The sequence below is a fragment of the Bradyrhizobium sp. 1 genome, from assembly GCF_023073315.1.
In the GTDB taxonomy this organism is placed as follows: Bacteria; Pseudomonadota; Alphaproteobacteria; order Rhizobiales; family Xanthobacteraceae; genus Bradyrhizobium.
This window is the reverse complement of record NZ_JADPJH010000033.1, coordinates 393,907-420,235: the sequence shown is the minus strand read 5'-3', so window position 1 is coordinate 420,235 and position 26,329 is coordinate 393,907. Positions and strand designations below refer to the sequence as shown.

25 protein-coding genes and 1 pseudogene are annotated in these 26,329 nt (G+C 61.4%); 10 read left to right on the top strand and 16 right to left on the bottom strand.

The genetic code is table 11. The annotated features are described in order from the left end of the window. Window positions 1–69 precede the first annotated feature (69 nt). Both IVB29_RS27015 and IVB29_RS27010 read right to left on the bottom strand, forming a co-directional pair. Window positions 70–2,850 (bottom strand): LuxR C-terminal-related transcriptional regulator, encoded by a 2,781-nt coding sequence (locus tag IVB29_RS27015; protein WP_247506449.1) that lies wholly within the window; start codon window positions 2,848–2,850, stop codon window positions 70–72. A 56-nt stretch (window positions 2,851–2,906) separates the two neighbouring features. Further along, window positions 2,907–4,094: a lipid-transfer protein gene (locus tag IVB29_RS27010; protein ID WP_247506448.1), complete on the bottom strand. Its 1,188-nt coding sequence runs from the start codon at window positions 4,092–4,094 to the stop codon at window positions 2,907–2,909. A gap of 276 nt (window positions 4,095–4,370) precedes the next feature. Here IVB29_RS27010 and IVB29_RS27005 point away from each other — a divergent pair, with 276 nt between their 5' ends. From IVB29_RS27005 to IVB29_RS26985, 5 genes and pseudogenes are all read left to right on the top strand, one after another. Beyond that, the gene (locus IVB29_RS27005) at window positions 4,371–5,525 is read left to right on the top strand and encodes an acyl-CoA dehydrogenase family protein (RefSeq protein WP_247506447.1); all 1,155 of its coding nucleotides are present in this window, start codon (window positions 4,371–4,373) and stop codon (window positions 5,523–5,525) included. Between the two features lie 534 nt (window positions 5,526–6,059). Continuing rightward, window positions 6,060–6,482, top strand: a pseudogene (locus tag IVB29_RS27000) (autoinducer binding domain-containing protein); the annotation flags it as partial. A 42-nt stretch (window positions 6,483–6,524) separates the two neighbouring features. Further along, window positions 6,525–6,791: a helix-turn-helix domain-containing protein gene (locus IVB29_RS26995; RefSeq protein ID WP_346731313.1), complete on the top strand. Its 267-nt coding sequence runs from the start codon at window positions 6,525–6,527 to the stop codon at window positions 6,789–6,791. Window positions 6,792–6,988: 197 nt separating this feature from the next. Next, window positions 6,989–7,627: an acyl-homoserine-lactone synthase gene (locus IVB29_RS26990; RefSeq protein WP_247506446.1), complete on the top strand. Its 639-nt coding sequence runs from the start codon at window positions 6,989–6,991 to the stop codon at window positions 7,625–7,627. 31 nt (window positions 7,628–7,658) lie between these two features. Continuing rightward, a complete protein-coding gene (locus IVB29_RS26985; RefSeq protein ID WP_247506445.1) occupies window positions 7,659–8,192 on the top strand; it encodes an isochorismatase family protein in 534 nt (177 codons plus the stop codon). 40 nt (window positions 8,193–8,232) lie between these two features. On the opposite strand, the gene IVB29_RS26980 is transcribed toward IVB29_RS26985, so the two are convergent. Then, window positions 8,233–9,033: an IclR family transcriptional regulator gene (locus tag IVB29_RS26980; RefSeq protein WP_256466912.1), complete on the bottom strand. Its 801-nt coding sequence runs from the start codon at window positions 9,031–9,033 to the stop codon at window positions 8,233–8,235. 96 nt (window positions 9,034–9,129) lie between these two features. Between IVB29_RS26980 and IVB29_RS26975 the strand changes: the two genes are divergently transcribed. The 4 genes from IVB29_RS26975 (at window position 9,130) to IVB29_RS26960 (ending at window position 12,921) form a co-directional block, all read left to right on the top strand. Beyond that, entirely contained in the window at window positions 9,130–10,365 is a 1,236-nt protein-coding gene (locus IVB29_RS26975; protein ID WP_247506443.1) for a CaiB/BaiF CoA-transferase family protein, read from the top strand. A gap of 69 nt (window positions 10,366–10,434) precedes the next feature. After that, window positions 10,435–11,646 (top strand): ABC transporter substrate-binding protein, encoded by a 1,212-nt coding sequence (locus IVB29_RS26970; RefSeq protein ID WP_247506442.1) that lies wholly within the window; start codon window positions 10,435–10,437, stop codon window positions 11,644–11,646. 10 nt (window positions 11,647–11,656) lie between these two features. Next, window positions 11,657–12,139, top strand: coding sequence for a MaoC family dehydratase (locus tag IVB29_RS26965; protein WP_247506441.1), 483 nt, complete (start codon window positions 11,657–11,659; stop codon window positions 12,137–12,139). Further along, window positions 12,136–12,921 carry an enoyl-CoA hydratase/isomerase family protein gene (locus IVB29_RS26960; RefSeq protein WP_247506440.1) on the top strand — a complete coding sequence of 262 codons (786 nt, stop codon included), beginning with the start codon at window positions 12,136–12,138 and terminating at the stop codon, window positions 12,919–12,921. Before IVB29_RS26965 ends, IVB29_RS26960 begins: the two co-directional genes overlap by 4 nt. A 717-nt stretch (window positions 12,922–13,638) precedes the next feature. Here the strand turns inward: IVB29_RS26960 and IVB29_RS26955 are convergent. From IVB29_RS26955 to IVB29_RS26895, 13 genes are all read right to left on the bottom strand, one after another. Continuing rightward, window positions 13,639–14,763, bottom strand: a complete 1,125-nt coding sequence (locus tag IVB29_RS26955) for a hypothetical protein (protein ID WP_247506439.1) — start codon at window positions 14,761–14,763, stop codon at window positions 13,639–13,641. Between the two features lie 253 nt (window positions 14,764–15,016). After that, a complete protein-coding gene (locus IVB29_RS26950; protein WP_247506438.1) occupies window positions 15,017–15,277 on the bottom strand; it encodes a transcriptional regulator in 261 nt (86 codons plus the stop codon). A 91-nt stretch (window positions 15,278–15,368) separates the two neighbouring features. After that, the gene (locus IVB29_RS26945; protein ID WP_247506437.1) at window positions 15,369–16,982 is read right to left on the bottom strand and encodes an ATP-binding cassette domain-containing protein; all 1,614 of its coding nucleotides are present in this window, start codon (window positions 16,980–16,982) and stop codon (window positions 15,369–15,371) included. Continuing rightward, window positions 16,979–17,947, bottom strand: coding sequence for a branched-chain amino acid ABC transporter permease (locus tag IVB29_RS26940; RefSeq protein WP_247506436.1), 969 nt, complete (start codon window positions 17,945–17,947; stop codon window positions 16,979–16,981). The genes IVB29_RS26945 and IVB29_RS26940 overlap by 4 nt, the downstream gene beginning before the upstream one ends. Continuing rightward, complete coding sequence (locus IVB29_RS26935; protein ID WP_247506435.1) at window positions 17,944–18,819, bottom strand: branched-chain amino acid ABC transporter permease; 876 nt, start codon at window positions 18,817–18,819, stop codon at window positions 17,944–17,946. Before IVB29_RS26935 ends, IVB29_RS26940 begins: the two co-directional genes overlap by 4 nt. A gap of 20 nt (window positions 18,820–18,839) precedes the next feature. After that, window positions 18,840–20,027, bottom strand: coding sequence for an amino acid ABC transporter substrate-binding protein (locus IVB29_RS26930; protein WP_247506434.1), 1,188 nt, complete (start codon window positions 20,025–20,027; stop codon window positions 18,840–18,842). A gap of 61 nt (window positions 20,028–20,088) precedes the next feature. Beyond that, entirely contained in the window at window positions 20,089–20,328 is a 240-nt protein-coding gene (locus tag IVB29_RS26925; protein ID WP_256466911.1) for a hypothetical protein, read from the bottom strand. A gap of 96 nt (window positions 20,329–20,424) precedes the next feature. Beyond that, window positions 20,425–21,087, bottom strand: coding sequence for a hypothetical protein (locus IVB29_RS26920; protein WP_247506432.1), 663 nt, complete (start codon window positions 21,085–21,087; stop codon window positions 20,425–20,427). Window positions 21,088–21,154: 67 nt separating this feature from the next. Continuing rightward, window positions 21,155–21,994: a 3-keto-5-aminohexanoate cleavage protein gene (locus IVB29_RS26915; RefSeq protein WP_247506431.1), complete on the bottom strand. Its 840-nt coding sequence runs from the start codon at window positions 21,992–21,994 to the stop codon at window positions 21,155–21,157. A 60-nt stretch (window positions 21,995–22,054) separates the two neighbouring features. Then, the gene (locus IVB29_RS26910) at window positions 22,055–22,999 is read right to left on the bottom strand and encodes a 3-hydroxyacyl-CoA dehydrogenase NAD-binding domain-containing protein (protein ID WP_247506430.1); all 945 of its coding nucleotides are present in this window, start codon (window positions 22,997–22,999) and stop codon (window positions 22,055–22,057) included. A gap of 38 nt (window positions 23,000–23,037) precedes the next feature. After that, window positions 23,038–23,847, bottom strand: coding sequence for an SDR family oxidoreductase (locus IVB29_RS26905; protein WP_247506429.1), 810 nt, complete (start codon window positions 23,845–23,847; stop codon window positions 23,038–23,040). Continuing rightward, window positions 23,844–24,194 carry a cupin domain-containing protein gene (locus IVB29_RS26900; RefSeq protein ID WP_247506428.1) on the bottom strand — a complete coding sequence of 117 codons (351 nt, stop codon included), beginning with the start codon at window positions 24,192–24,194 and terminating at the stop codon, window positions 23,844–23,846. Before IVB29_RS26900 ends, IVB29_RS26905 begins: the two co-directional genes overlap by 4 nt. Beyond that, entirely contained in the window at window positions 24,194–25,033 is an 840-nt protein-coding gene (locus tag IVB29_RS26895; protein ID WP_247506427.1) for a cyclase family protein, read from the bottom strand. The genes IVB29_RS26900 and IVB29_RS26895 overlap by 1 nt, the downstream gene beginning before the upstream one ends. Before the next feature lie 416 nt (window positions 25,034–25,449). Between IVB29_RS26895 and IVB29_RS26890 the strand changes: the two genes are divergently transcribed. After that, window positions 25,450–26,247 (top strand): IclR family transcriptional regulator, encoded by a 798-nt coding sequence (locus IVB29_RS26890; protein WP_247506426.1) that lies wholly within the window; start codon window positions 25,450–25,452, stop codon window positions 26,245–26,247. Window positions 26,248–26,329 lie beyond the last annotated feature (82 nt).

Here is a 26,329-nt window from a genome sequence, read left to right as displayed (position 1 = left end):
TATCGGCTGGGTCATGTCTGAAAATCGTCGGTTGCGACGATTTTCGCGCACGATGCCGCTGGCGCGGCCTTACCTGAGCAATCCACTCTTTCGGGCGACGGCGATCGCCTCCACGCGGCTGCGCGTTGCGAGCTTCGCGTTGATGTTGCGCAGATGCGTCCTCACGGTCGTTTCCGCAACGAACAGCCGTTCGGCCAGTTCGTTGTTGGATAGACCATCCGCGGCCAGGGCGAGCAAATTCAGTTCTTTACGGGTCAAAGGAGCTGCTGGTGAGACCGACGCCTTGACCGGGGGAGCCTCACCTGGACGGTCCGGCAACGCTGGACTGGTCTCGCCGAAGATCCTATCCAGAAAAAACAAAACGTCGGCCGAGGGTAGCGCGCCGATGCCGAGAAGGTCCGGCCTCTGCCGCAATTCACGCAACATATCAAGCAGGAGCGCACCTTCGTCCTGAAATGCAGCCTGATAACCTTCAATAGCTGCGAAGCAGAGTGCCTTGGATAGTATTCGCATGGCCTTGTTTGGCTGCGAAGCGCGATAATGGGCTTGTGCCAAAACGAGGCGCAGTGTGAGCGCCCGTCGCGCGCGTTGTGTCTTTTCTGCGGCGCCAAGCTCCGAGCGCAAGCTGTTGATGACGGAGGAGGGGTGGGCTCCATGCACGGCACAACGAGCGGCGCCGAGATTGTAGGTTTCTACTTCATTAGCCCTTAGCGAGAGGCGATTGATTCGGTCCCACAATGTGACATCCGCACAACGGTCGATCTCTCTTTGTGCAAGATCGATCCGTCCCTCGACGGTCAGCATTCGTGCCCGTTCGAGCCTGGCGCTCGCGACAACGCGACGGAGAGTTTCTCTGTGTCCCGAAAGTTCCAGTTCTGCGAGCAGCTGTTGCGCCAGGTCCTGATCTCCGCGGCGCCAGGCGATGCGTGCCATGATCGTGTGGGCGGTGATCAACTGATCCGGAATACCGACGGCTCGGATGAGTGGAATGTATACCGTCAGCAGGCGCTCAGCCTGTAAGAGTTGATTGGCCTCGTAGAGCGCTTCTGCCAGCAATACACCTGCTAGGGCATTGCCGTTGGTTGCGCCGGATACGTCATCGGTCCCGGCGCGAACTGCCAGCCGGAGATGCGCAGTTGCCTTTCGGAGCCGACCCTGTGTCAGGTCAACAGCTCCTTCAGCCGCCTCTGAAAGCGCGAGCATCATGCCGCTCGCGTTGTTCGGCTTCCTGCTCCGCACGACATCGGCGAGTTTCAACGCTTCCTGGTATTCGCCGGAAATCATCGTCAGATTGGCCAGGGTGACCTCAGCGAACCCTCGTACGAACGACACGCGGCCCGGTACTTCGCGCACCAAGGTCGCCGCGAGATTCCTTGCCTCATCCGTGCGGTCGAGCAGGACCAAGAAAAGCAGACGCAGCGCACGACGGTGCGCATCAATGCCTCTCCCTGATCGATCCTCACGATCAAGCCGCTCAAGAAGCGGCGCGGCGGCCCGTGGTCCGCGCCCGAGCAAGACCGCCCAGGCGTGAACGACCTGCAGCATCGGCCAATTCTCGAGCCGCCCTCGCTCGAGCAAAGGGTCTAGCCAACGGGCCAGTAAGCGCACTCGGCCTTGATTGAGCAGTGTTTCCGCATGTCGCGCGAGCAACGGCAGCAGCTCGTCGGATTCGCCAGCCGCGAGCCTGTGTTCGATTGCTACGACAGGACGGTCTTGCTCAAGGTACCATTTTGCGGCTGCCCTATGTAGGGCAGGCGCTTCGTCGGGATGATGTTGCTTGAGTTGCGTGCGGAGAAATTCTCCAAACATGCTGTGATAGCGCCACCGGGGACTGTCACCATGAATAGGAATCAGGAACAGCTGCTCACGCTCCAGCCGTGACAGCACGTCCAGGCTGTCCGTCGCCTCGCACAGACGATCGCAAAGTGCTGGAGTGAGGTCTGCAACAATGCTGGTCCGGAGCAAGAAGGAGCGTATCTTGTCGCTCTGCCGGGAAAAGACGTCTTCCAACAGATACTCGACGATTGCGGTATTGGCTCCGCTAAAGCCTGCGATGAATTGACGGGGATCCTGCCGATGCTCGAGCGAAACGGATGCCAGCCAGAGTGCGGCAACCCATCCCTCGGTGCTACGGTGCAGCCGCACGACATCGTCGTGGGACAGGGCCAATTTTCGACGGTCGCGCAGATAGAAATCCGCTTCCTCGACGGTGAAGCGAAGATGTGCGGGCTCAAACTCGACAAGCCTGCCATGTGCCCGCAAGCGACCCAGACCCAGCTCCGGAACGTTGCGCGAGCCGATCACGATACGGGCGCCCGCTGGCAGATGACTGATCAACTCCCGGACCAGCCCGAGCACCGCAGCCCCCTGCACAGTCTCGAAATCATCGAGAAACAGTGCAAATGGCGTTCGATGGGCGGCCATCGCGTCGATAAGCCCTAGGGCCACCTCGTCGGGACCGGCCGTGTCACGCGCAGCATTCGATAGGCCCGAAATCAGCGGCGTTAGCGCAGCCCGGATCGCATATAAGAAGCGACCGACATCGTTGTCGGCCGGGTCCAATGTCAGCCATGCTGTGGGGATGGCGGACGCTTCCAATCTGTGCCGCACCTCAAGCATCAATGTGGTTTTGCCGAATCCTGCCGGTGCCCGTAGCAGGACGATACGCGCCGAGGGTGCCGCCAGCACCCTTTGCGACAAGGCGGCGCGTTCGATTGCGTCGCCGGTTGACAGGGGCACGGCGAGTTTTGCACCTAACGCTGCGGGTTGGAGGCGCACGGCCATGCGATCGCCCGCGGGGAGGGGTTCTCCCAGCGTTCCGTCGAGCGCGCGATCGGCTTCGCTGGCCATAGCGATTAATCCGTCTCCGATAACGGCCTGCTTTTGCAGATGGACTCCGCGTCGCCTTATAGCGCTCGGGCGTAGAGTGTGACAACACAGGCGCCGCCGAGTCCGAGATTGTGCTGCAGCGCAAATCGGGCGCCCTCGACCTGGCGCCCGTTTGCTTGCCCACGCAGCTGCCAGGCAAGTTCGGCGCATTGTGCCAGTCCGGTCGCGCCAAGAGGATGTCCCTTGGAGAGCAGCCCGCCAGAAGGATTGACAACAACCTGCCCGTCGTATGTGTTGTCGCCATCCAGCACAAATCGTTCGGCGTCGCCCTCTGCAACGAAGCCGAGCGCCTCGTAACTGATCAGCTCGTTCGTCGTGAAGCAATCGTGCACTTCGGCGACAGCAATTTCCTCCGGGCCGACCGCGGCTTCCTCGTAGACGCGAAGCGCGGCGCGTCGCGTCATGTCGTAGCCTGCTAGCCGGCGCATGTCGTTTTCATCAAAACTGCTATTGCTGTCCGTGGTCATCGCTTGCGCCACAACGACGACGGAGCGATCGAGCCCGTTGCGCCGCGCAAACGGTTCTGAGCAAACGATTGCAGCCGCGGCGCCGCAGGTCCGCGGGCAGCATTGTAGTCTTGTAAGTGGCTCGAAGATCGCCGGCGAGGCGAGGACCTCCTCCAAAGTGACAGGAGTTCGGAAGAGAGCATAGGGATTATGCGCGGCGTGACCGCGCGCTTTGACGGCGATGCGCGCGAAGGTTTCCGGACGTGTACCGTAGAGCTGCATGTGCATACGTCCCGCACCTCCGAATATCTGGGCGGCGAGCGGCGTTTCAGGTTCAGAAACCTGGATCGCTTTCATAGAATCCAAGATCCGCTGCGAGGGATCGGGGCGATCCCCATGTTGTGCGGCGACCGCGCGGCGGCGCATTTGTTCGAAGCCAAGGGCAAGGGCGCAGTCGACTGCTCCGTGCGCCACGGCCTGACTGGCCAAGAACAAGGCCGTTGAACCGGTCGCGCAATTATTGTTGACGTTGACGATCGGAATGGCGCTCAGGCCAAGCCGGTAGAGGGCTGCCTGGCCCGAGCACGAATCGCCGTAGACATAACCCACATATGCCTGTTGTATCTGCTGGTATCCCAGCCCGGCGTCGGCTAGCGCCGCCTTGGCCGCGCTGGCTCCCATGAGCTCGTGGGACTCGCTCGATCCCGGCTTGCTGAACGGGATCATGCCGACGCCACAAACGGCCACTTTCCGGTTCATTCGTTTCCTTTTGGCGAAGTGAGTCTCTGGCCTTTTTCCATTTTTGCGCCCTTAACGGTCCACCAGCTTAAAACGAATTCGGAACGCGTCCTCCCTTGGGTCCTTACATCCCGCTGGCAGCACATTGTCCTTCCAGGGCGTCATCGGGCGGCAGCTACGAGAATTCAGTAGGATGAGGGCGGTGGCGCGAAATCGTCGCATTCGACGATTTTTGGAGTGGCGCTCTGCGCTAATGCCATCCCGCCGACGAGCGTCGTTGGTCTTTGAGGAAACGGCATGTTCATCGAGATTTCTCGACCCCGTTGGTATACGGAGGAGATCGAGGCCCTTGCAGACCTGACGCGTCGCTTTTGCGCAGAGGAAATCCGGCCTAACCAAGAAAAATGGCTTGCAGAAGGAGCAACCGACCGGGAAGTCTGGCGAAAATCAGGTGAGCTCGGAATTTTGCTGCCCGACATCTCCACGGAGTATGGCGGGAGCGGCGGGACCTTTGCACATGAAGCTGCCGTCGCGCACGAGCTTTGCCTGGAGGGCGATACAAGTTTTCGGCCCGGCAAGCAGATCCATGTCATCGCGGCCCACTACATCGAGCGGTACGGGACACTCGAGCAGCGGCAAAAATACCTGCCCCGGCTTGCCAGTGGTCAATACATCGCGGCCATGGGCATGACCGAGCCGGGGGGCGGGACGGATCTCAAGAACATGCGTACCCGTGCTATTCGTTCCGGCGACGAATACGTCATCAAGGGCGCGAAGACATTCATCACGAACGGCTCGATTGCCGACCTTATCGTGCTAGCAGTCAAGACCGATCCCACTCAGAAAGCCAAGGGAGTGTCGCTTGTTCTCTTCGAAACCGCGACGCCGGGATTTCGCGTCGGGCGCCGGCTGAAGAAAGTGGGATTGCACGGTTCGGACACCTGCGAGCTGTTTTTCGACGATTGCAGAATACCGGCCGACGCGATTCTCGGCGGTCGCGAAGGGCAGGGTTTTGTTCAAATGATGCAGGACTTGACCTACGAACGTGCGCTTGTCGGCGTCAACTGCGCAGCGGTTATGGAACACGCCTACGCCGTCACGGTCGAGCACGCGAAGACGCGTGACATATTTGAGAAACGACTGTTCGATCTTCAGCACGTCCGCTTTGAACTGGCCGAGGTCAAGACGGTCGCAATGATCGCACGTGTCTTTGTCGACTTCATCATTGAGCGAATGATGTCCGGCAAGATCGATGTTGAGCTCGCATCGATGACGAAGTGGTGGACTAGCGAGCGCCAGTGTGAAGTCGTTAGTCGTTGTCTTCAATTGTTCGGCGGACATGGATACATGATGGAATATCCGATCGGCAGAATGTTTGTCGACGCTCGAATCGAGCCGATATATGGTGGGGCAAACGAACTGATGAAGGACCTGATCGGCCGTTACCTCTGAGCTCGGCCCAGTGCGGGCGAACCTAGATGTCAATTACCTTCAGTTCGATCCGACAGCTGCGCCAATCTGTGAGCACGTGCTCCATCTTGAAATGCGGACGTGGGCCACAAACAATGACGGGCGTTTCCGCCGAGATAGGGTGCCAAGTCGGCAGTATGACGAGGCGTTGACGTTCGGCGAAGTCGTCGTTCTCGTTTTTCCACTCGGAGAATCGCGACCATCCGAACGAACATGTGCCGCAGTGGATGCCTTCGAAGATTGCCCGCCCGGTTGGGCGGGTCCGTCTCTTCGGCATAGTCATGCGGTCACCCCGTGAGGTTTTGATGTGCTTTTATGATAACAGAAGTAGCACGATGAGCCCGATCGAGAATATCTTTCAGGGAGTATGTTGATGCTGTTCAGTGCGCAATTGGCACGGGTGCATTCGACCGGCTGGTGCGTCGCCGCTAACCAGACCGGCGAGCGACAGTCGTTGCTTTCGCGTTAGCAATTGGCTGACGGCAGCGGACGCGACTTCCGGGCGCCATTGAGACAATGAATCTGGTCGAGAATACATTCCAGGAGTTTGTTGACGCCATCCACACTGCGGGCGATGCGACCGCATTTGAACGGGTTGCCGCACGGATAGCGCAAAAGCTCGGGTTCCAGCGATTTGCCTATCTTCGCCTAACCGGCGACACGCCCTTGCTGATCTCATCCTACCCGAAATCCTGGACTAGCCGATACTTTGATCTTGGATATCAGCAACTCGATCCTGTGGTCCTTCGCGCCCGGATCGAACGGGACCTCTTCAGCTGGGGAGGGCCCAGTCGCCCGCCCGCCGGGAATCGAGCGCAGCGTTAGTTCTTTGATGAGGCGACAACCTTTGGCCTCCGATCCGGGATCACGGTGCCGATTAGAGGCGGCTTCGGACGAATAGCCGCATTCACACTGGCGACGAGTGATCGCGAGATCAACCCGGATCGGCTTGTTGGCGATTGGCGTGATGTCGTCCATCAGGTGGGTCTATATTTCCATGCCCACGTGGCCTCTCGGCTCGACGTTCCTTTTGTCGCACAACAACTCTCTGGAAGTGAACTGACCCAGCGGGAGCGCCAGTGCCTTGCATGGACAGCGCAAGGAAAGACGGTCGCCGATATCGCAGTCCTGGTCGCCATTTCGCCGCGTACCGTCGTGTTTCACCTCGAGAACGCGCGCCGCAAGCTCGGCGCGGCCTCGATCGCCCAGTGTGTGGCGGTCGCGCTACGTCGCGGCCTCCTGACCTGATCGACTTCCGACCAACTCCGCTCACCAAAATAGACGAGAATGCCCTGGCGCGAACGGGCCAGACGAATAATGCATGTTGCCCAGCCAAACTGGTCTAGCGTGATCCAGCGGATCAAACGGCGCCTGCAAAATCTGACAGGCGATCACCAACGCAATTTCTGGTTTCAAGGCCTCCCGGATAATCTGAGGAGGTCGGCATGCATGCCATCGCGCTTCACACGCCCCAATTTGGTCGCCATCTGAATTTGCTGACATCGATGTATCGTCTTCGCCGCCGTGTCTTCAAGGATCGGCTGGATTGGAGCGTCTCGGTCTCGGGAGATATGGAAATCGATGTCTATGATGCTCTGAGTCCGACCTATCTGCTCGCCGTCTCGGACGACAGCGACGTCCTCGGTTGCGTCAGGCTCCTGCCGACGACTGGACCAACAATGCTCGCTGATACCTTCGTCAATCTGCTGGGCGATACGGCGGCGCCTTGCGACGAGCGGATCCTGGAGAGCTCGCGATTTTGCGTCGACACCACGCGCTTCGTGGAGCCCGGCCGGAACGGATTCAACCGCGCAACCTTTGTGCTGTTCGCGGCGATGCTCGAGACGATACGCGCAAGAGGAGCGCAATCAATCGTGACCGTCACCGATGCCCGGATGGAGCGCATTTTGAGGCGAGCCGGTTGGCCCTTGGAGCGACTGTCTGAGCGGCAGCCGGTTGGACCAACCATGGCGCTCGCGGGCTTTCTTCACGATTCGGATCAGGCGCTCGATGCCATGTACCGGCAAGCGGGCGTCGCCGGGCCGGTGCTTGTCGCAATCGGCTCGGAACGCAGGGCCGCCTGAGCTCTAGTCGCGGCGGAGAGTGTCTACAATCATGCTGGCCGACCCGCGCCACAGCTGCCTCGTCTTCTTGAACTTGACGCGCGGCGGCAGGCCGGACGATCAGCCGATTGATCTTCGCCGGGCCGGAAGTCTGGCTTTGCTGCCGGCTTGCCGAACCGTGTTTGGCGTTCCCGAAATCGCAATCGGCGAGTATGATCAGAGCATCCTGACCGATCAGATCGCCGCTTCGATCGAGCACCTCGACATCGATTTCTTGTCCTTGTGGCGAGATCCACGACTTGCAGCTCAGCTTGGGGAAGCAGGCGTTGGTGTCGTCTTCCTGGGCGGAGCATTTCTGGAGGAAGAGGTTCTGATCGCGGCATTGGAGGGAGCAAGGCGCGGCTACGACATCCGGCTGCTCTCGGACTTGTCGGTCGACCGTCATGAAGCCGATCGTCCGCTCGTTCTTGCCCGGCTCGCCCACTATGGCATCGTCGCGACGACGATTCGGCAAGCTCTCCTGGAATGGGCGGTCGCTCTCGGCGACGACGCAGTCAGTCGAAGGATACTCGAGCTGCTTTCGTGAGGGGAGGATGCCGCTCTCGCGAACGGAGCCGCTTCCACGGTCAAAGATGGCCTGAAAGCGCCTGCGCCAGGTTTGCCAGCCGCGGTCCCCATTTGCCAGTCAGCGTTTCCCGGTCCATTGAAAAGGTCTGGGCGACGCAGTTGATCGACATGCTGGTTCGGCGATCGCGGGACACTAGGGGGGCCGCAACGCCCCGGATGTTCTGGCGCCAGGTCGTGTCGACGAGGCAGAAACCCTTCTCGGTGACTTCCTTCACGGCGCGTTCGAGTTCCGCCCTAAGCTTTTTCCAGTCGCCCGGGTAGTGGGGCGCCAATCTCTTGAACAGGGTTGCCCGTTCCTCAGGGGCCAGCGCGGCGATGTAGGCGCGTCCCGTCGCGGTGCGTGCCATGTCGACCGCCGAGCCGACGCTAAAGAAGTAGGGCATCGCGACGCCGCTGCAGCGGTCCAGATAGATCATGTGGGGCGCATCCGGACAGGCGAGAGACACCGTGCATCCGCTTTCCGTCGCCAGGCGCTGCAATTGCTCGTGCGCGATAGGCAGCATCTTCATGTTGCTGAGAAACGAAAAGCCGAGCGTCAGCACGCGAGGGCGCAACGAGTATTTGCCGCGAACCGGCTCGTAGTCGAGATAGCCGGCCTCGACGAGAGCGCGCGTGAGCCTGGAGACGGTCGCCTTGGGGAGTCCGGTAGCCGCCGCGATCTCGGCATTGCCCAGCAGTTCGCGATCGGGACCGAACGCCTCGAGGACGTCCAATCCCCGCAGCAGGGCTCCGCTCGGATTGGCGGGTTGGCTCGGGCTCGCTGCAACTCGGTCATCGTTCGGCGACCTCCGTCCGGACATTTTACGGTCTCCATGCATTCCTGCGGCCCTTCTACCGGATTCTGAGGGATCGCCATCCCTTGACCGGATAAGGCCTTTAGGGCTAAGTTTCATTATATGGAACATACAGACCTTATAATGAAAAAAGAGATAGCGGGAGCGCTGACGGGTTTCAGGGTTATTGATTTGTCGCGGGTACTGGCCGGGCCATTCTGCACGCAAATCCTCGGAGACCACGGCGCTGAAGTCGTGAAGATCGAACCGCCGGCCGGCGACGAGACGCGTGGCTGGGGCCCATTCACGCCGGACGGCAGCGCCTACTACAGCGGCATCAACCGCAACAAACTCCATGCCGCGGTCGACTTCTCGAAAGAAGAAGGACGCAAGGTTCTGCTGGAGCTGCTGGCCGGCGCCGATGTGCTCATCCACAACTTCAAGCCAGGCACGCTCGAGCGCTGGGGTCTAGGCTACGACGAGGTTCTCTCGAAGGCGTTTCCGAAGCTGATCTACTGCCAGATCACCGGCTTCGGCGAGGACGGACCGCTTGGCGGGCTGCCGGGCTACGACTCCGTGGTCCAGGCAATCGCCGGCTGCATGAGCGTGAACGGCAGTCCGGAGTCCGGACCGATCCGGGTCGGCATGTCCATCGTCGATATGGGCACGGGCATGAACGCGTTGGCGGCGATCCTGATGGCTGCGTTGGAGCGCGAGCGGTCGGGGTTGGGGCAGAAGCTCGACATCAGTCTTTACGACTGCGCGCTGGCCTATCTGCATCCGCATGCCGCCGGCTATCTGCAGGCCGGCCACGTCCCGGTCCGCAGCGGCAACCAGCATCCGTCCATCGCGCCCTACGAGGAGTTCGCGACCAGGACCGGTCCCATGTTCCTCGGGGTCGGTAACGACGGCCAGTTTCGCGCGGCATGCGATTTCCTCGCATGCCGCGAACTGCTCGACGATCCGCGGTTCACCACCAACGCGCAGCGGGTGAAGAACCGCGCGGCGCTGCATGAACTGCTGCAGACGATCGTCGCGGAGCAGGACGGGCAGGACCTGAGCGAGCGGCTCCTGAAGAAGGGCATTCCCGCGAGTGCGATTCTGGATGTGCCCCAGGTGCTCGCGGCGCCGCATACGGCCTATCGATCGATGATCGTCAGCGACGGCGACTACAAGGCGCTCGGCATTCCCATCAAGATGTCGCGGACGCCCGGCAGCGTTCGTTCGAAGCCCAAGAGGCTCGGAACCGACACCAAGGCCGTCCTCCGCGCCGCCGGCATTCCGGACGAGCGGATCGACCGGATGATCTCGGATGGCATCGTGAAAGTGCCCGAGAGGGCCGAGGCGAAGTTTTATTAAGGGTGAATTCCGCTGACGTCCGCGCTCCGTGGAGAGCGTGATCAAGAAATGCAAAGATGAGGAAGACCCGTGAAGCGCTATCTATCGATCATCGCCGCTGCGTCGCTCGCCTTGGGACACCACGCTTTCGCAGCTGACAACGACCCGGTCCGCATCGGCGTTCTGAACGACTCTTCGGGACTGTACGCGGATCTCAGCGGCGAGGGGTCGGCCGTCGCCGCCCGGATGGCGGTGGAGGAGTTCGGTGGCGAGCTTCTCGGTCACAAGCTCGAGGTCGTCCACGCGGACCATCAGAACAAGCCTGACGTCGCATCCTCGATCGTTCGCAAATGGATCGACGTCGACCACGTCGCGATGGTCGCCGATGGCGGTCCGAGCTCGATCGCCAGCGCGGTCCAGGAGATCGCGCGCGAGAAGAAGTTCGTCTTCACGATCGCGGGCGGATTCGCTTCGACGCTGACTGGCCCGGCTTGCGCCGCGACCTCGTTCCAGTTCGCCCCGGACACGTTCGCGTTGTCCTCGGCACCGACGAAGGCAGCCGTGGCCAAGGGTCTCGATAGCTGGTTCTTTTTGACCGCCGACTACTCCTTCGGGCATGCGCTGGACAAGGATGCCTCCGCAGCAGTTGTCGCCGCAGGCGGGAAGGTGCTCGGTCACGTCTTCCACCCGCTGAACACGCCCGACTTCTCGTCGTTCCTGCTGCAAGCTCAATCGGCGCAGCCGAAGGTGGTCGGCCTCGCAAACGCCGGCGGCGACTTCAGCAACGCTCTGAAGCAGGCCCAGGAGTTCGGCCTGGCGCAATCCGGACAGCATCTCGTCGGCTTCCTCGTCCTTCATAGCGACATTCAGGCGATCGGCCTGGAGGCGGCGCAGGGCCTCGAATTCGCGACGGCCACCTACTGGGACGTCGACGACAAGACGCGCGCATGGTCCCGTGACTTCATGAAACGATATCGCGGCAAGCCGCCGACCATGGTGCAGTCGCTGACCTATTCGGGCGTGCTGCATTGGCTGAAGGCTGCGAAAGCCGCCGGTTCCCTCGACGGCGAAAAGGTCGCAGCCAAGATGCACGACATGAAGGTCGACGATGTCTTCGTGCACGACGCCGCAATCCGGCCGGACGGCCGGGTGATGGAAGACCTGATGATGGTCCAAGTGAAGTCGCCGAAGGAATCCGAGTATCCGTTTGACGATCTTAAGGTCACCGGACATCTGGAAAGCGCGTCGACCTACCGCTCGCTTGCCGACGGCAAGTGTCCGCTGGTCCAGGCGTCGAGATAGGGGCGGGGCGATGTCGGGCACATTCGATCCTGCAAACCATCGGCGACACGCGAACCGGTGGTTCGAGGACTTCAAGCTCGGCGAACGCTTCGTGCTATCGAGCCGTACCATGACGGATGCGCTTTTCCTCGCTTTCCAAAGCGCGAGCGGAGACAACCATCCCGTCCATTACGACGTCGAGTATTGCAGGCGTCGTGGCATGCCACACATGCTGGCGCACGGCTACCAGATACTCATCCAGACGGCGGCCGGAGCGGGCGACTTCCCGTTCATGGTCGAGGACAGTCTCGTCGGCTTCCTCGACCAGTCGTCGCGGTTTCTTCATCCCGTCTACAGCGGCGATACCCTGTATCCGGCTCTGGAGGTTGCCGAGCTCGCGCCCAACCGCAGCACCGGCGTCATCGCAATGAAGTCCAGCGTCCACAACCAGCAGTCCAAGCTGGTGATGGAGGGAACGCAACGCTATCTCGTTCGCAAGAGGACCGCCTCATGAAGTCGGAAACGAAGCCGGCTGACAACGTCCGCTACGAACTGGCGGGCAACATCGCCCGTATCACGATCGACCGGCCGCCGGTGAACGCTCTGAGCCTGGAACTCATCCAGGCCGTGGTGGCTGCGTTCAGGCGCGCGGCTTCCGATCGGCAGGCGCGTGCCGTCGTGCTGTCCAGCGCGCTCGCGAAACGTTTCTCCGCCGGCCTGGATCTCGACATCCTCCTCGGCAAGTCTGGCGAGGAGATCCGGGAGTTTCTGCAGGAGCTGTATATCAATCTCTTCGACGCGCAGTACCACCTGGGCAAGCCCTCGATCGCCGCGGTCGGCGGTGCCGCGCGAGGCGGCGGAATGACGATGGCGGTGTCGTGCGACGTCGTGCTGGCGAGCGAAAGCGCCACGTTCGGCTATCCGGAGATTGAGGTCGGGGTTCTGCCTGCGATCCATTTCGCCCATCTGCCGAGGTTGATCGGTCGGCACCGCGCGTTCGAGGTGCTCTTCACGGGCAGGGCATTTGGCGCCCGCGAGGCGTTGGATCTTGGCACCGTCAACAAGGTGGTGGCCGACAGTGCTCTGGACGCTGCCGCAATGGAGTTGGCAGCACAGTTCGCATCGAAGTCGGAAACGGTCGTCCGGATGGGCAGGGCAGCGTTCATGCGGCAGATCGACGACGACTATCGGCGCGGCATCGCCAATGCCGTCGAAGACTTCTGCAACGTCGCAGTGACCAACGCTGCGCAGGAAGGCCTTCGGGCGTTCGTAGAGAAGCGGAAGCCTAACTGGTGACCGCCCCCGGATAAAATCTAGGCGACGATCTTCATGGTGCTAATCGGATTCGGCCGCCATTTGCGGAGGCCGCGCCGAGTTCGCATGCATCGGCGATGCGGCATGGCCTGCGCCTGCAAATGTCCGCCGACGAGCGCCCGCCCGCCGATACCATGCTGTCGACGCCTGTTAACGGTCTCGTCGCTGCACTCGGTCCTGCGTGCCGCTTTCGGCCTCGCTATCCTCACGTTCCTGCGGGTGCGATTTTCCCTTGAGGCGATGCGCTCTCGGCGCACGCCTGGTCGTACCTTCGGTGGTACGGGCCCGGCGCGTTTTGGATGCCCTTATTGAAGCGGAACAGAACGCGGAAAAAGGCCAGGGAGCGGGCGCCGAGGTCGCGGAATGATTGCAGCTGAGGCCAATGAATGGATGGACGCAAACATCTGACCAGGAAAGCTGCCGCATTGCTTCAGCTGTCTACGGTTTCGGAGCACAAAGGCGACCTCCCTGAGGCTAGGGACCGGGCGGAACAAGCTCTGAAAGTTTTTCAACAAAAGCGTGATCGATCAAATGAAGTGTATGCGCTACGACAATTGGCTAACCTCAGTCGTATAGAAGAGCCATGGATGCCCATGGCAGTCACAACTTGAATCCTTTTCCAATCGGCTGATACCCAAAAATAATGGCGTCGCGGGGCATCGCGGCGCCATCGCTTGTCGCCTGGAAGCGCTCAGCCGGTCAGAACTTCACGGTCACGCCGCCATAGACGGTCGACTCTGTACAGGAGTTGGTGCTCTGGCCGGTCGCGGCGATAGTGCAGACACCGGGCATCGCATTGTGGTCGAGGCCGAACTTGTTCTGCCAGTAGCGATAGGCGACCCAGAGATCGACGAAGTGAGAGTACTTCGGGCCGTAGACGGCCTTGCTGGCGTCGAAGGTCAGACGGATTGGCTCGCTATTGAACTCGGTCTTGGTTGCAGTGCTGAAGCGGCCGGGACCCGAAAGCGCCGGAAGGCCATTCGCGTCGCCCTTCGGTCCGTACCAGCCGGCACGGCCGCTGATCGACCAGAACTGCATGTTTTCAGGCATGAAGCCCAAGTCCATGTAGTAGTTGGTTTCAACCGCCCAAGTGGTCTTGAATTCGGTGTTGCCGTCGATGGAACAGCTAACCCCGGGAATCGTACCACCCGCAAACGCAGTGCCACACTGATTGAAGGCGTTATGATTGATTTCCTTGTACGCCAAGGGCGCTACGTTGAAGTAGCCCTTGTAGGGAAGGTCGAACGCGAACTGCAGGCCGGCGACGACGTCGCGCTTGGCGGGTGCCAAGTAGTTATTTTCCGCGTTGGCGTCCATTCCAACTTCGAACGAAACGTTATGCAGCGGCCCCATGGTGAAGGAATGGGTGTTGAAGATTTCGTTCCAGCCGAACGTGCTGCGGAACAGGCCGTAGATTTCCGATGCGCCGGCGCAGTTACCTGCACCGAAGCTGGAAGTGACACCAGGCGCGATGCATGGCGAGGCCGGATCGTTATGGCCCGACTTGAACAGCGAGATGGTGAAGAAGTTGGTGCCGTAGGCCCACGCATCGAAGTGTGTGAACGAATAGACCTGCTTGGCGGTGGTGCCGTTGATCGAGCCGTTCGGGTTGACGGTGAACATGCCCGGGTCGGTGCCCCTCGGCATCCATGAGAACGACACGCGGTCGTCAATCACCAGGAAGAACGGCACCTCGGCGACCGGCTTGAGCGCCTTGACCGCCATGTCGGCGGCAGCGGAATGAGTTGCCGTCGACGTTGAGATGAGCGCGGCAATCCCGAATACTTTGAAGGCAGAATCGATAGATGCTCGGCGAAGTATCATGGTCCCCCCATTGGCGAATGAGGCTGGGGTCCGCCATCAGGTCCGATGCCCCGCCTCGTCGGTCGTTACGAAGAAATGATCGACCGAAGGAATACGATCACTTATTCAAAGTAACGGCAACGTTAAACGAGTAAAAATCGTATAAAGCGGTCAGTCGTTGCTGTTTAGATACCGTGATACAACTTTACGCGCAAAGAATACTGTTTGTTGTATCTCAAATCTAAGCTTGCCGTATCTGAGCGAGCAGGTCGCCTCAAAGTATCCGATCATCACCCATCGAGGTGGTCTTCAGTCTGACACCAGGGGCGGGATGGCCCAGGAATTCGATGCCGGCCCTTTCGAATGCGCATCTAATTTTGTTGATCGTGTCGAAGTGCGCCGCGATGGGAGCATCCTTCAATCCTTCCAACCTGCGGATAGTTGAGATGGCGACGCCAGACTGAAGCGCAAGTTGATGCTGCTCCCATCCAAGGAGAGACCTCGCAGCCTTGATTTGGCGCGTGATGACGAGCATTGCCGTCTGATCCCAATTCCATGGAGAATGCGGTCGTTCCGCACTGTAGTTCCAGAGGCGTCGGAGACGATTACCTATTTTTGGGTTCGTATCAGCCAATCGAAGTTAACTCTCCCATGCTCGCGTCCTCGGCGCCCCCGATATAGATGTGGCGCAGACGCGGGTCGGCGGCGATCTGTCGCGGCGGTCCCGACAGCGCGAACATGCCGTGCTCGAGCACATAAGCATGGTCGGCGAGGGCGAGGGCCCGATCGACGTCCTGCTCGATCACAATCAGCGTCATGCGCGCTTTTTTCAGCAGCGCCAGCGCGTCGTAGAGTTTGTCCATCACGATGGGCGCAAGGCCGAGGCTGATTTCATCGAAGATCACCAGTCGCGGACGCGCCATCAGCGCCCGCCCGATCGCAAGCATCTGCTGCTGGCCACCCGACATCGACGTCCCGCCCTGGGTTTTGCGCTCGGCGAGGATGGGGAACAGATCGTAGACCGCCTCAAGCCTCTCCCGCGCAGTCAAGGCATCGGCTCCGCGCGCCGCGATCAAGAGATTCTCTTGCACCGAAAGCGTGGGGAAGATTCGCCGCCCCTCCATGCAATGCGCTATGCCGAGTGCGGCGATCTGGTGCGGTTGCCAGCCGGAGACGTCCTGGCCGTCGATCAGGAGCGCACCGGCAGTAGGTGTGATGACGCCGCTGATAGTCCGCGCCAGCGTGGTCTTGCCGGCGCCGTTGGCGCCGAGAATAGCGATCGCCTGACCGCGCTCCACCGTCAGATCGATGCCCTGCAGAACGCGGGCCTGGCCGTACCCCGCGGAGATTCCTGAGAACTGTAACGCCGGCGCGGTGGCAGCCTCCGCCGAGGCTGGCGCGGTCAGGGGAGCGAGAACCTGGGCCTCCGCCTCTGGCGCGCTGACGTGAATGGCGCTATCCGCGGCCGGCGCTGTACCGTCCGCCGTCTGGCTCTCGCGGGCGCCGCCGGTGCCGAGATAAACCGCGGCGACCTGATCATTGCCGAGGATGTCGGCAGTTGGCCCTTCAATCAGCGTTTTGCCAAAATTGAGCACCATCGTGCGCGAACAGCATTCGCGGACGACGCGAATCACGTGTTCGACGATCAGGATCGCCGTGCGGGCGTCGAGGATCGAGTGAATCAGTTCGATCAGTTCGGTGATTTCACTATCGACCAGCCCAGCGCCAACTTCGTCGAGCAGAACGACGCGCGGCTTGAGCGCGAGCGCCCGCGCGATCTCCAGCCGCTTGCGCCTAAGGAGCGGCAGCGCGCGCCCCGTCAGCGTTGCGACGTCGGCAAGCCCGGTGCGGGCCAGCAATGCCCTGCGCTCTTCACGGGCAACCGTTGCGCGGATGAACGGGGCGATGGAGTATTGCGCGACTTCCAGGTTTTCCTCAACCGACATGTCGAGGAACGGTCGCGGGATCTGGTAGGTACGTCCGACGCCTGCGCGCGCTCGCTCGGAAGCGGGAAGACGGGACACGTCGCGGCCGTCGAGTCGGATTGAACCTTCGCTGGGCACCACCGCCCCGCCGATCAGCCCGATCAGTGTCGATTTTCCGGCGCCGTTCGGGCCGATTACCCCGGTGATTGTGCCCGCGCGCAGCTGCATATCGATTCGATCGTTAGCGACGAGTCCGCCATAGCGCTTGACGAGGCCCTTCACTTCGAGCAGCGGCGGCCTATCCATGGCGCTCATGCCTGCACCCGCCCGATCAGCGGCAGTTTCACGGCCAGCCCGACGATGCCCTGCGGCGCGAACCGGATCAGCACGATCAGGATCACGCCCGCGATAGCGGTGTGTGCTTCGGGATAGTCGGCGAGCGCCTCGCCGAGTGCCACGACGAACAACGCTCCGACCAGTGGTCCGAGCCGCAACCCGACGCCGCCGATAATGACCATCGACAGCACGTCGATCGACCATTGCAGCCCGAACATGCCGTAAGGTTCGATGGCGCCGAGTTTCGCCGCCTGAATGCCGCCAGCCATAGCGGCGAGCGCACTGGCGAGGACGAATGCGCCTAGCTTGACGCGGTAGGGACGAATGCCCATTTGCGCGGCAGCGTCCTCGTCATCACGAACCGCGCGGAGGATCACCGAGACCCGTGTTCGTGTGCAAAGTGTGATCGTGAGCGATGCGAGGAAAGCCAGGACCAGCACGTAGCGAAACAGCACAGGCAGCGCTGGCGGATCTTCCTGCAGGATAATGCCGGTTGCCCCGCCAAAGGCACTGACATTGACCATCAACAGCCGCAGCAATTCCGCGAGCGCGAGCGTGCCAACGGTGAAATAGAGGCCACGCAGCCGGAACAGCGCGGGCGACACCAGCGCAGCCAACACGCCGCCAGCGGTCGCGCAAATCAGGAGCGCGAGCGGCAGCGGTGCGCCGACGCGATTGAGCAAGCCGAGGGCCGCATAGGCACCCAGTCCGATGAAACTGGAGGTGCCGAGGGAGACCAGCCCCGCCGATCCCGCCATCAGGTTCCAGCCCTGGGCAAGGACGAGATAGACGCAGGTACGAAAGCCGAGCTGTAGCCAGTAATCGCCGGCAAAATCCGGCACGAACCACAGCACGCCGAGCGCGCCGACGAGAACGGCCACTTCGACAAGCCCTCCGGTCGAAGCGGAGCCGACTCGCGGGCTGGATACGATCGCATCGCTCATGTTCGTCCTTTCGCCAGAAAGCCGTCCGGCCGGAACGCGAGTACAAGCAGGAACAGCGCCATGCCCACCAAATCGCGATAGCCGTCGCCCAGGGTCAGGCCGCCGATGCTCTGCAATGCGCCCAGTGCGATGCCGCCTATCAAGGTGCCGATCACATTTCCCAGCCCTCCGAGCACCACAACGGCGAGGCTGTTAAGCAGATAAGCGCCGCCACTGGATGGCCCGAACTGGAAAGCGGCGCCCATCAGCGTACCGCCGACGCCGGCACAGGCGGCGCCCAGCGCGAAAGTCAGCATCTGAACCCGTTTGACATCGACGCCGAGCGTTGCCGCGGCCTGGGCATCGACGGCGCTGGCGCGCAGGTCACGGCCAAAAGCGGTGGCCGAAACGAGCCAGTGCACGGCCAGGATCAAGGTGACGGAGATGGCAAAGCCGATCAGGTAGATCAAGGGAAACGTGATCGGGCCGAGCGTTAGCGGCACGGTAGCGTAATCACGCGCGATCGAACGCGTGTCGGCGCTGAAAGCGAGGACAAAGGCGTTTTCGAGAATGATCGACACCGCGAACATCGTCATCATCTGCGCCTCCGCGCCGCGGCCTGCGAGCGGGGCAAGCAGAAAGCTATAGACGGGCAATGCCAGCATACCGACAAAGACGGCTACCACCGGCAGGCCGATCAGGGGGTCGATGCCGGTGAACTGCAGAAAGAAGAGGCCGGCATAGGCGCCGACCACCAGAAAATCGCCATGGGCGAGATTGACGAGGCGCATCACGCCCAGCACGATCGACAGTCCCAGCGCGGTGAGCGCGAGGATGCCGCCGAGCAGCACGCCGGCTACGATTGTGCTGGAGATGATGCCGATGTCGGGCATGTTGCGTCGGCCTTTTGCGGTTAGGGCAGCGGGAACAGGACGTCGCCGGTCTTGGCGGACTTCGGCCAGATGATCACAGCCTTGCCGCTCTGCCACTGCAGCGAGACGATCGGAAGTTTGGCGGTGTGGTTTTCATCAAACTTGACCGGCCCGACCACATAGGACTTGTCGGTCTTGGCGATGGCCGCGTTGATCTTCTCGGAATCGGTCGAGCCCGCCGCGGTGATGGCATCGAGCAGAACCTGCGCGGCGGCATAAGAATCCGCGATATGTTGGCTGCTGGTCAGCTTGGTCTCACTCTCGAACGCCTTGGCCAGGTCTGCGGCGCCGGGATAGGGGAATGCCGGATCCCAGTAACCTCCGACCAGAATGCCGTCCGATAGCTTGCCCAACGCTTCGGCGAACTGCACCGGTTCGGCGCCCTTCTCGATGTTGAGAACCTTGGGCATGTAACCGGCAGACGCCATCTGCTTGCGGATCGCGATCGCCTGCGGCGTGATCGCGTCGACGAGGACGACTTCGGCACCCCTGCTTTTGGCCTCGGCGATGACGGAGGTGAATTGGGAGTTGTCGATCGGGAATTCTGAGTTCTGAACGACTTCGTAGCCAAACTCCTTGGCGAGCGCAGGCCAGATCTTGCCGCCGATCACCTGTCCGTCGGGACCGTTGTCGTGCCAGATCGCGAGCTTCTTGTTGGTCTTCACTCCGAGATCGGCCATCGCCTTGAATGGCACCGCCGCAAGTTCAGGTTCATGGAAGAAAAGGTCCCATACGTAATTCCATTTGCGCACCGACTTGAAAGCCTCCAGCGGATCGCACCCGGTGACCATTGGCTTTTTCGCGCGCTCGGAAACGAGTGCTCCCGCATGGACGAGCGCCGGCGTACAAGAGCCGAGCATTGCGACGACGCGATCACGAGAGATCAGCGTCTCGGTATTGGAGGCCGTCGCATTCGGATCGGTCTTGTCGTCACGGATAATCAGCTTGACCTGCTGTTTGGCGCCGTTGATGGCGATGCCGCCCGCCCTGTTGACCTGGTCGACGGCGCGTTTGTAGCCCCACTGCTGGAAGCTGCCGAAGCCGGCGAGCGGGCCGGAGAGCGGCAGCGAGGCCCCGATAACGATGTCGTCGGCAAAGGCCACACCGATGCTGAGCGCGAGCGTTGCCGCCGCGGCGGCTGCGAGAGACTTTCCAATATGATGCTTCATCCGTGGTCTCCTCCAAATGTCTTTGCGTTTCATTGCGTCAATCGATGCGGTCGGGGTATCCTCAATAGGTGTTGTCGAGCGTGACGCGACGATAGAGCGCCGGCAGGACCTCGGCGAGGTATCCCATCTCCTCGACGCAGTGCTGATGCAGCCGGCTGGCGAACTCCTCATCGAGATTCTCGGCGCGCATCAGCCGGATCTGCGCGCCTGGCAGGGTGATGGTCGGGTCGCGATGGGCGATCATGCCGAGCCAGAAGCGCGAACGCATCTCGCAACCGTAGGGCCGGGCGCAACAGTTCATGAAACGATTGAGACGTCACGATTTCCTCCATGCTGATCTAATGACCGTTTCGGCCTTGTCGTTGTTGGTTTCGGTGCCGCGAGCCCGGCGTGGTGGTCAGAGCGCGTTGTCTCCGGTGTAGCGGCGATACAGAACCGGCAGGATTTCGGCGAGATAGCCCATCTCCTCCGTAGCGTGCTGGTGCAGGCGACGTGCGAAATCGTCGTTCAGCCGGCGTTTGCGCCCTTCGATGGCGATGTGCTCCGGCACGGGGTCGTGGGTCTTCTTATCGGCGATGAGGCCGAGCCAGAAGCGCGAGCGCATTTCGCAGCCATAGTCGGTGTCGCGGACGAAGTGGCACATGCGGCCGACGTGAACCGGCGCATCCTGGTCTCCAATTCGCGCGCAGATTGCGACGGCCCCCGAGCGATCATACCGCTTCGCCTCGAATATCTCGTGGGGGTGATGGAAGTCGATAACGAGGTCGTAGACCGGCCCCGTCGGTCCGGCGAGATATTCGCTGACGACGTGGGTGGCGCCGATATAGTTGCCGTCGACGCGATTGAGCCAGGCGCTGGCGACGTGATCGTTCGGATGCCAGAGCTTGTACTGCTCGATGCCGCCGAGCCAGCCGAACCACCAATGGATCATTTTGGCGCGGCAACCCGGCATACGGGTCAGGGCCGCCACCAGCTTCTTGCCGGCCGCAAGATCGCGATAGCCGGACTCGAAAGGCTGATAGCCCGGCTCCAGCAACAGATTGCAGTCCTCGAATTCCATAGTTTCCTCCCTATGTAGTTATCGTCGATCTTACTTATCGTCTTCGTCTCAAGCGCAAGACAGCCTGCTACGCGGCATGAGATGGTCGTCCCGAAAGGTTGAGAATCTCCCGCGCGCTGGATGCGGTTGCAACGCTCCCGTTTGCCTCGCGAACGAGACGTGCAGCGCGGGCAACAAACTCAGCATTGTTCTTGGCAAGGCGGCCCTTGGCATAGAGTACATTGTCCTCCATGCCGACTCTGATGTGGCCGCCGAGCGAAAGGGTGGCGAACAGGATTGGCAGATGGCCAGCGCCGATGCCGAAAGCCGACCACACCGCATGAGGTGGCAAGAGGCTCTTGAGGAACACAAGATTCTCGACCGTAGCGGCGATACCTCCGGCTGCGCCCAGTACGAACTGAAAATAGCCGGGTCCTCGCAAAACGTTTTTCTTCATGTAGTAGGTGGCGTTGTAGAGCATGCCCGGATCGAATACCTCGATCTCCGGCTTGACGCCGTTCTCATTCATGACGCCGGCAAGCCTCTCCAGGAAGGCCGGATGATTGATGAATAGCGTCGCATGCATCCAGTTCATCGATCCCGCGTCGAAGGAAGCGAGCTCGGGCTTCAGCTCGATCAGATGCGCCATGCGGGTCTCGTCCGTCGCGTTGAGGTCGCCGGACGTGGTGAGGTTCAGCACGATGTCGCAGCGTTCGCGGATGCGTCCGACGGTCTCGATGAACCGGCCTTTGTCCATGGTGCCCTTGCCGGCATCGTCGCGCATATGCAGATGCGCGATTGCCGCGCCGGCTTGCCAGCATTCGTAGACGTCTTCAGCAATTTCGCGCGGCGTGAGTGGAATTGCCGGATTGTGCTCCTTGGTCGGAAAGGCCCCGGTGGGAGCAACGGTGATGATGGTATCGGCCATAAATCTGTTTCCTCTCCTTTGTGCGCCATCGGCATTACGGCTTGATCGCTGGCTAGGATCTCACGAGTAGTCGCTTGACGCCTTGAGCTGCTTCACCAATCGCTTGAGAAAGGCGCGGCGGGTCGCAGGGATGTTCTCCCTGTCGTAGACGTAGAATCCTTCACCGGTCTTGATCCCGAGCTTGCCCTCAGCGACCTTCTGCCGGAGCAGCGGGCTAGCCTCGCGCGAGGCGTCCATCGCCGCGAGCAGATTGTCGCCAACGGTGAGCCAGATATCGAGGCCGCCGAAATCGGCGACCTCAAGCTGGCCCGTCGTGGCGTAGCGGAAGGCGGGGCCGAATTTCAGCGCGGTGTCGATGTCTGCCGCGTCGGCGGCGCCCTGCGCGATCAGCGAGAAAACTTCGCGCGCGACAGCCTGCTGGATACGGTTGGCGACGAGGCCGGGGATGTCCTTGAGGATCTTCGCAGTGCGCTTGCCGATCGTCTGATGGAGCTTCGCGACGGCATCGTAAATTTCCACCGTCGTGTTGCCAAATGCCGAAATCTCGACCAGCGGCATGATCAAGGGCGGATTGTACCAGTGGGTGACCAGGAAGCGGCCGCGACGCTCCGCCGGCAGGCCGGCGATCATCGGCGCCAATGGCAGGCTGGAGGTATTGGTCGCGAAGATGGTCGTGGCAGGACAGAGGCGGTCGAGTTCGGCGAACAGCGCCTGCTTCAACTCCATCCGCTCGGGGATGGCTTCGACGATGAAGTGGCGGTTGTTCACTGCCGGCGCGAGTTCATCGAAGATCGTGATCCGGTCCAGGGCCGCCGGAACGGCCGCTGCATTGATGAATTGCTCCTCGATTAGCAGGTCGTAGGCGGCTCTGATCGAGGGCACGATGTCGTCGCGCTGCTTGGCCGACGGCTCATACAAGTGCACCGAGACGTCATGCAGGGCGAAGGCTGCGGCAATGCCGTGCCCCATGGTGCCGCCGCCGATGACGCCAATATGTCGCAACATGTCGCCTCCGTGCATCGAAGAAAGAGACTCGGCGGGCGTCAGCCCGCCGTGTAGCCGCCATCGGCATCCAGGATGTGCCCGGTGTAGAAGTCCGATGCCTTCGACACCAGGAACAGCAGGGGGCCGGCGAGATCCTGCGGTTCGCCCAGCCGTCCCTTCGGCACACGTGCGAGAAAGCCCTCGCGCACCTCACGCGCCCGCTCGGTATCCTCAAACATCCAGGCCGTGAGCGGTGAACGGAAGACCGTCGGCGCAATGGCATTGACGGTGATGCCCGTGTCGCCCCATTCGCAGCCCAGTGCCCGGGTGATTCCGTCGACAGCTGATTTCGAGGCGCAATAGGCCGAATAGCCCGCGGGATGACCGAGTTTCCCACGCGCCGAGGACATCAGCACGATCTTGCCGCCATGGCCCTGGGCAAGCATTTGCTTGCCCGCGGCCTTTGCCATCAACCAGGATTGGGTGACGTTCGCGTCCATCACGTCGAGGAATCGCGCGGGCGTCATGTCGACGATCTTGCCGACGTCGTTCTTGCCGGAGGCGACGACGAGAATGTCGATGCTGCCGAACGCTTTCACCGCTTGGGCGACGATTGCCTCGCAGGCCCTCTCATCGGACGGGCGCGACTTGATAGTCAGGACCTCGGCCCCCAGTGCGCGTGCGGCAGAGGCGGCGTCCTCGAGTGCGTCCGCATTTCCGGCAACCGCCGCGATCTTCGCACCGGCGCCAGCAAGCACCTGCACGGCAAGCGCGCCGAAGGCGCCGGAGGCCCCGGTAACGATGGCAACCTTGCCGCGGATGTCGAACAGCGACAGCGGGTCCTTGAGGAAGTCGAGGGATGGGCTCATGGCTGCGTCCCTGGCGGATATGGAATGACGACCAGCATGGTACAGACGTCGTTGCGTCGATTGACGATCTCGCGGACTTCGCCCGGAGCGATGGTGCAACTGTCGTAGCGACCGAGCACGGTCTCGCGGCCCTCGATCGTCACGGTCATCTCTCCCTCCAGCACGACGTAGACTTTCTCGAACGGAGTGGAGTCCGGCCCGGCGCCGCCACCGGGCAGGAATTGCGAAAGGCCGACCCACTGGTTGGTCGGGCCGCCCGGCTCAAAACCCTGCAGGCGCAGGCCGACCACGCCGCGGTGATTGGGGGCGTCGTAGGGTTTGGCTTCGGCAAAGCGTTTGAGGTGCATCAGAAGGCCTCGCCCTTTTCGATCCGATAGGCCTGTTTGGGATCGGTGATCGCAACGAGTCGGATGATGCAGCCGTCACCTCGGTCCCAATTCCAGGGGAAGAACGCGAAAGTACAGCGCTTCCCGGTCACATCGTCGAGATCGCCTCCGACATTCTCGATGCCGAGAATGCCCTGTTTGAACAGCTTGCCGTGAACCGGCTCCCATTCCGGAAAGTCGTCGGCCCAGTCGCGGCCGCCCGACCAGACGCGATATTCTTCCTTGAGGTGTGGCAACAGCGGTCCATTGCGGTGCTGTCCGATCGCGGTGGCCAGCGGGTGATCGTTCGCTTGGGTGTCGTGGCCGACCACCTTGACCTGCTTGTCGATCATCCAGTCTGCCGCGGAGGGCACCAGGCCGGGACAGTAGGCGAAGTAGTCGCCGTCCTCGTACACCTTATGCCAACCGGTGTTGATGATCAGCACGTCGTGCGGGCGGATCGCGTGCCCACAAGCCTTCTGCAAGTCGTCCGCGGTGATCGATTCCCACTTCTTCTTTGGAATCGAAACCACGATTCCCGAGCCGAAGAAGTGCGGCAGCGGCACCTCGTCGATGAAGGGCGTGCCCTGCACGACATGGGCCGGCGCGTCGATATGGGTAGTGGAGTGCATCGACGTCGTGATGCGCTGCGACAACACGCCGGACTTGGCCATGTAGTGGATGCGTTCGATCTTGACGTCTTCGAAATACGGCCAGTTCGGGCACTGGAAGCCCCAGCGATGAGAGAGGTTGGTGAACCTCAGCCCCATGGCGTTATCTGCGTTGCTCTGGAATTTGATGCCACGCACCTCGATGGACATACGCCCTCCTTCTGAATGCTTCTTAACGGCAAAGATCGCCGTGCTTGCTCCGCATTGCGATACAGATGTACCATATAGTGGGTAAAATCAACAGGAAAGTATTACCTTCATCCGGTCTGCCTTTGCTCGAGATCGGAACGGAGACTGGAGACAGCCCGGGCGGTGCGAAAACCGGGATCGGAATGGCTATTTGTCCCGAGCCTGGCCGCATCGGCTGCACAGGGATGCAAGCGGTGAGGCAGGCGTGGCGCCGAACAGGGAGCAGCCATGTTGCTCGTTTTGAACCGCGTCGTGGTACAGCGAGGTTAGTTTTCAAATCGAAGGAAGGCTCGAGCCATCTGCGGTGCTGGCCCCTAAGGCTGCATCGGCTGCATCGTGCAAACGCCGCCAGATCTAGTCGAGGAATGAGACGCGAAATGCCGAAAGCCACATCACGGGCGCTGAAGCCCCGACCATCCGAGCCCGCCGACGATCGTGGCGCAAACGGCATACAGGTGCTGGCGCGTGCAGGCAGCATTCTGCGAACGCTCGAAAGCCATCCGAACGGCCTGAGCCTCGGCCAGATCGCCAAGTCCGTGAACTTGGCGCGCTCGACGGTCCAGCGTATCGTCGCGGCGCTCATGGCCGAGGATTTCGTCACGTCGAACGGACCGGGACAGGTCCGGATCGGAACGGGATTGTTGCGCATTGCCGCCTCGATCGGCGCAAATTCCGCCGACGTCATCCGTCCGCACCTGGTCGCCCTCGGCGAGGAAGTCGGCGAAACCGTCGATCTTTCGGTGCTCTCCGGCGGCTCCGCCGTGTTCATCGATCAGGTGCCCGGTCGTCAGCGGTTGACGGCGCTTTCCTCGGTGGGCGAACGGTTTCCTTTGCATTGTACGGCCAACGGCAAGGCCATCCTGGCCTGCTTCTCCCCAGATGAAAGTATCGAGTTGATCGAGAAGAGCCTGGCGGAGCATCCCGAGTACGCGCTTGCCAGCCGCAAGCGGTTGACCGACGAATTGAACGACACGAGGCGCGCGCACCTCGCGTATGATCTCGAAGAGCACGGCGCTGGCATCAGCGCGATCGGCACTGCGATGATCGACCATTTCGGTCGGCCCATCGCCGTCTCGATTCCGGTGCCCACGCAACGTTTTCTCGAAAACCGAGACCGGCTGGCCGAACGGCTCCTCAGTTTCAGGCGGCGAGTGGAGCCGATCCTCTCGCGTTGAGGAAAGATTGCTCCGAGAGGAGCCCTCTTGCATATGCCCACAATACGATACGGCCGTAGCGTAATGCAGTACCAAAGGAGCC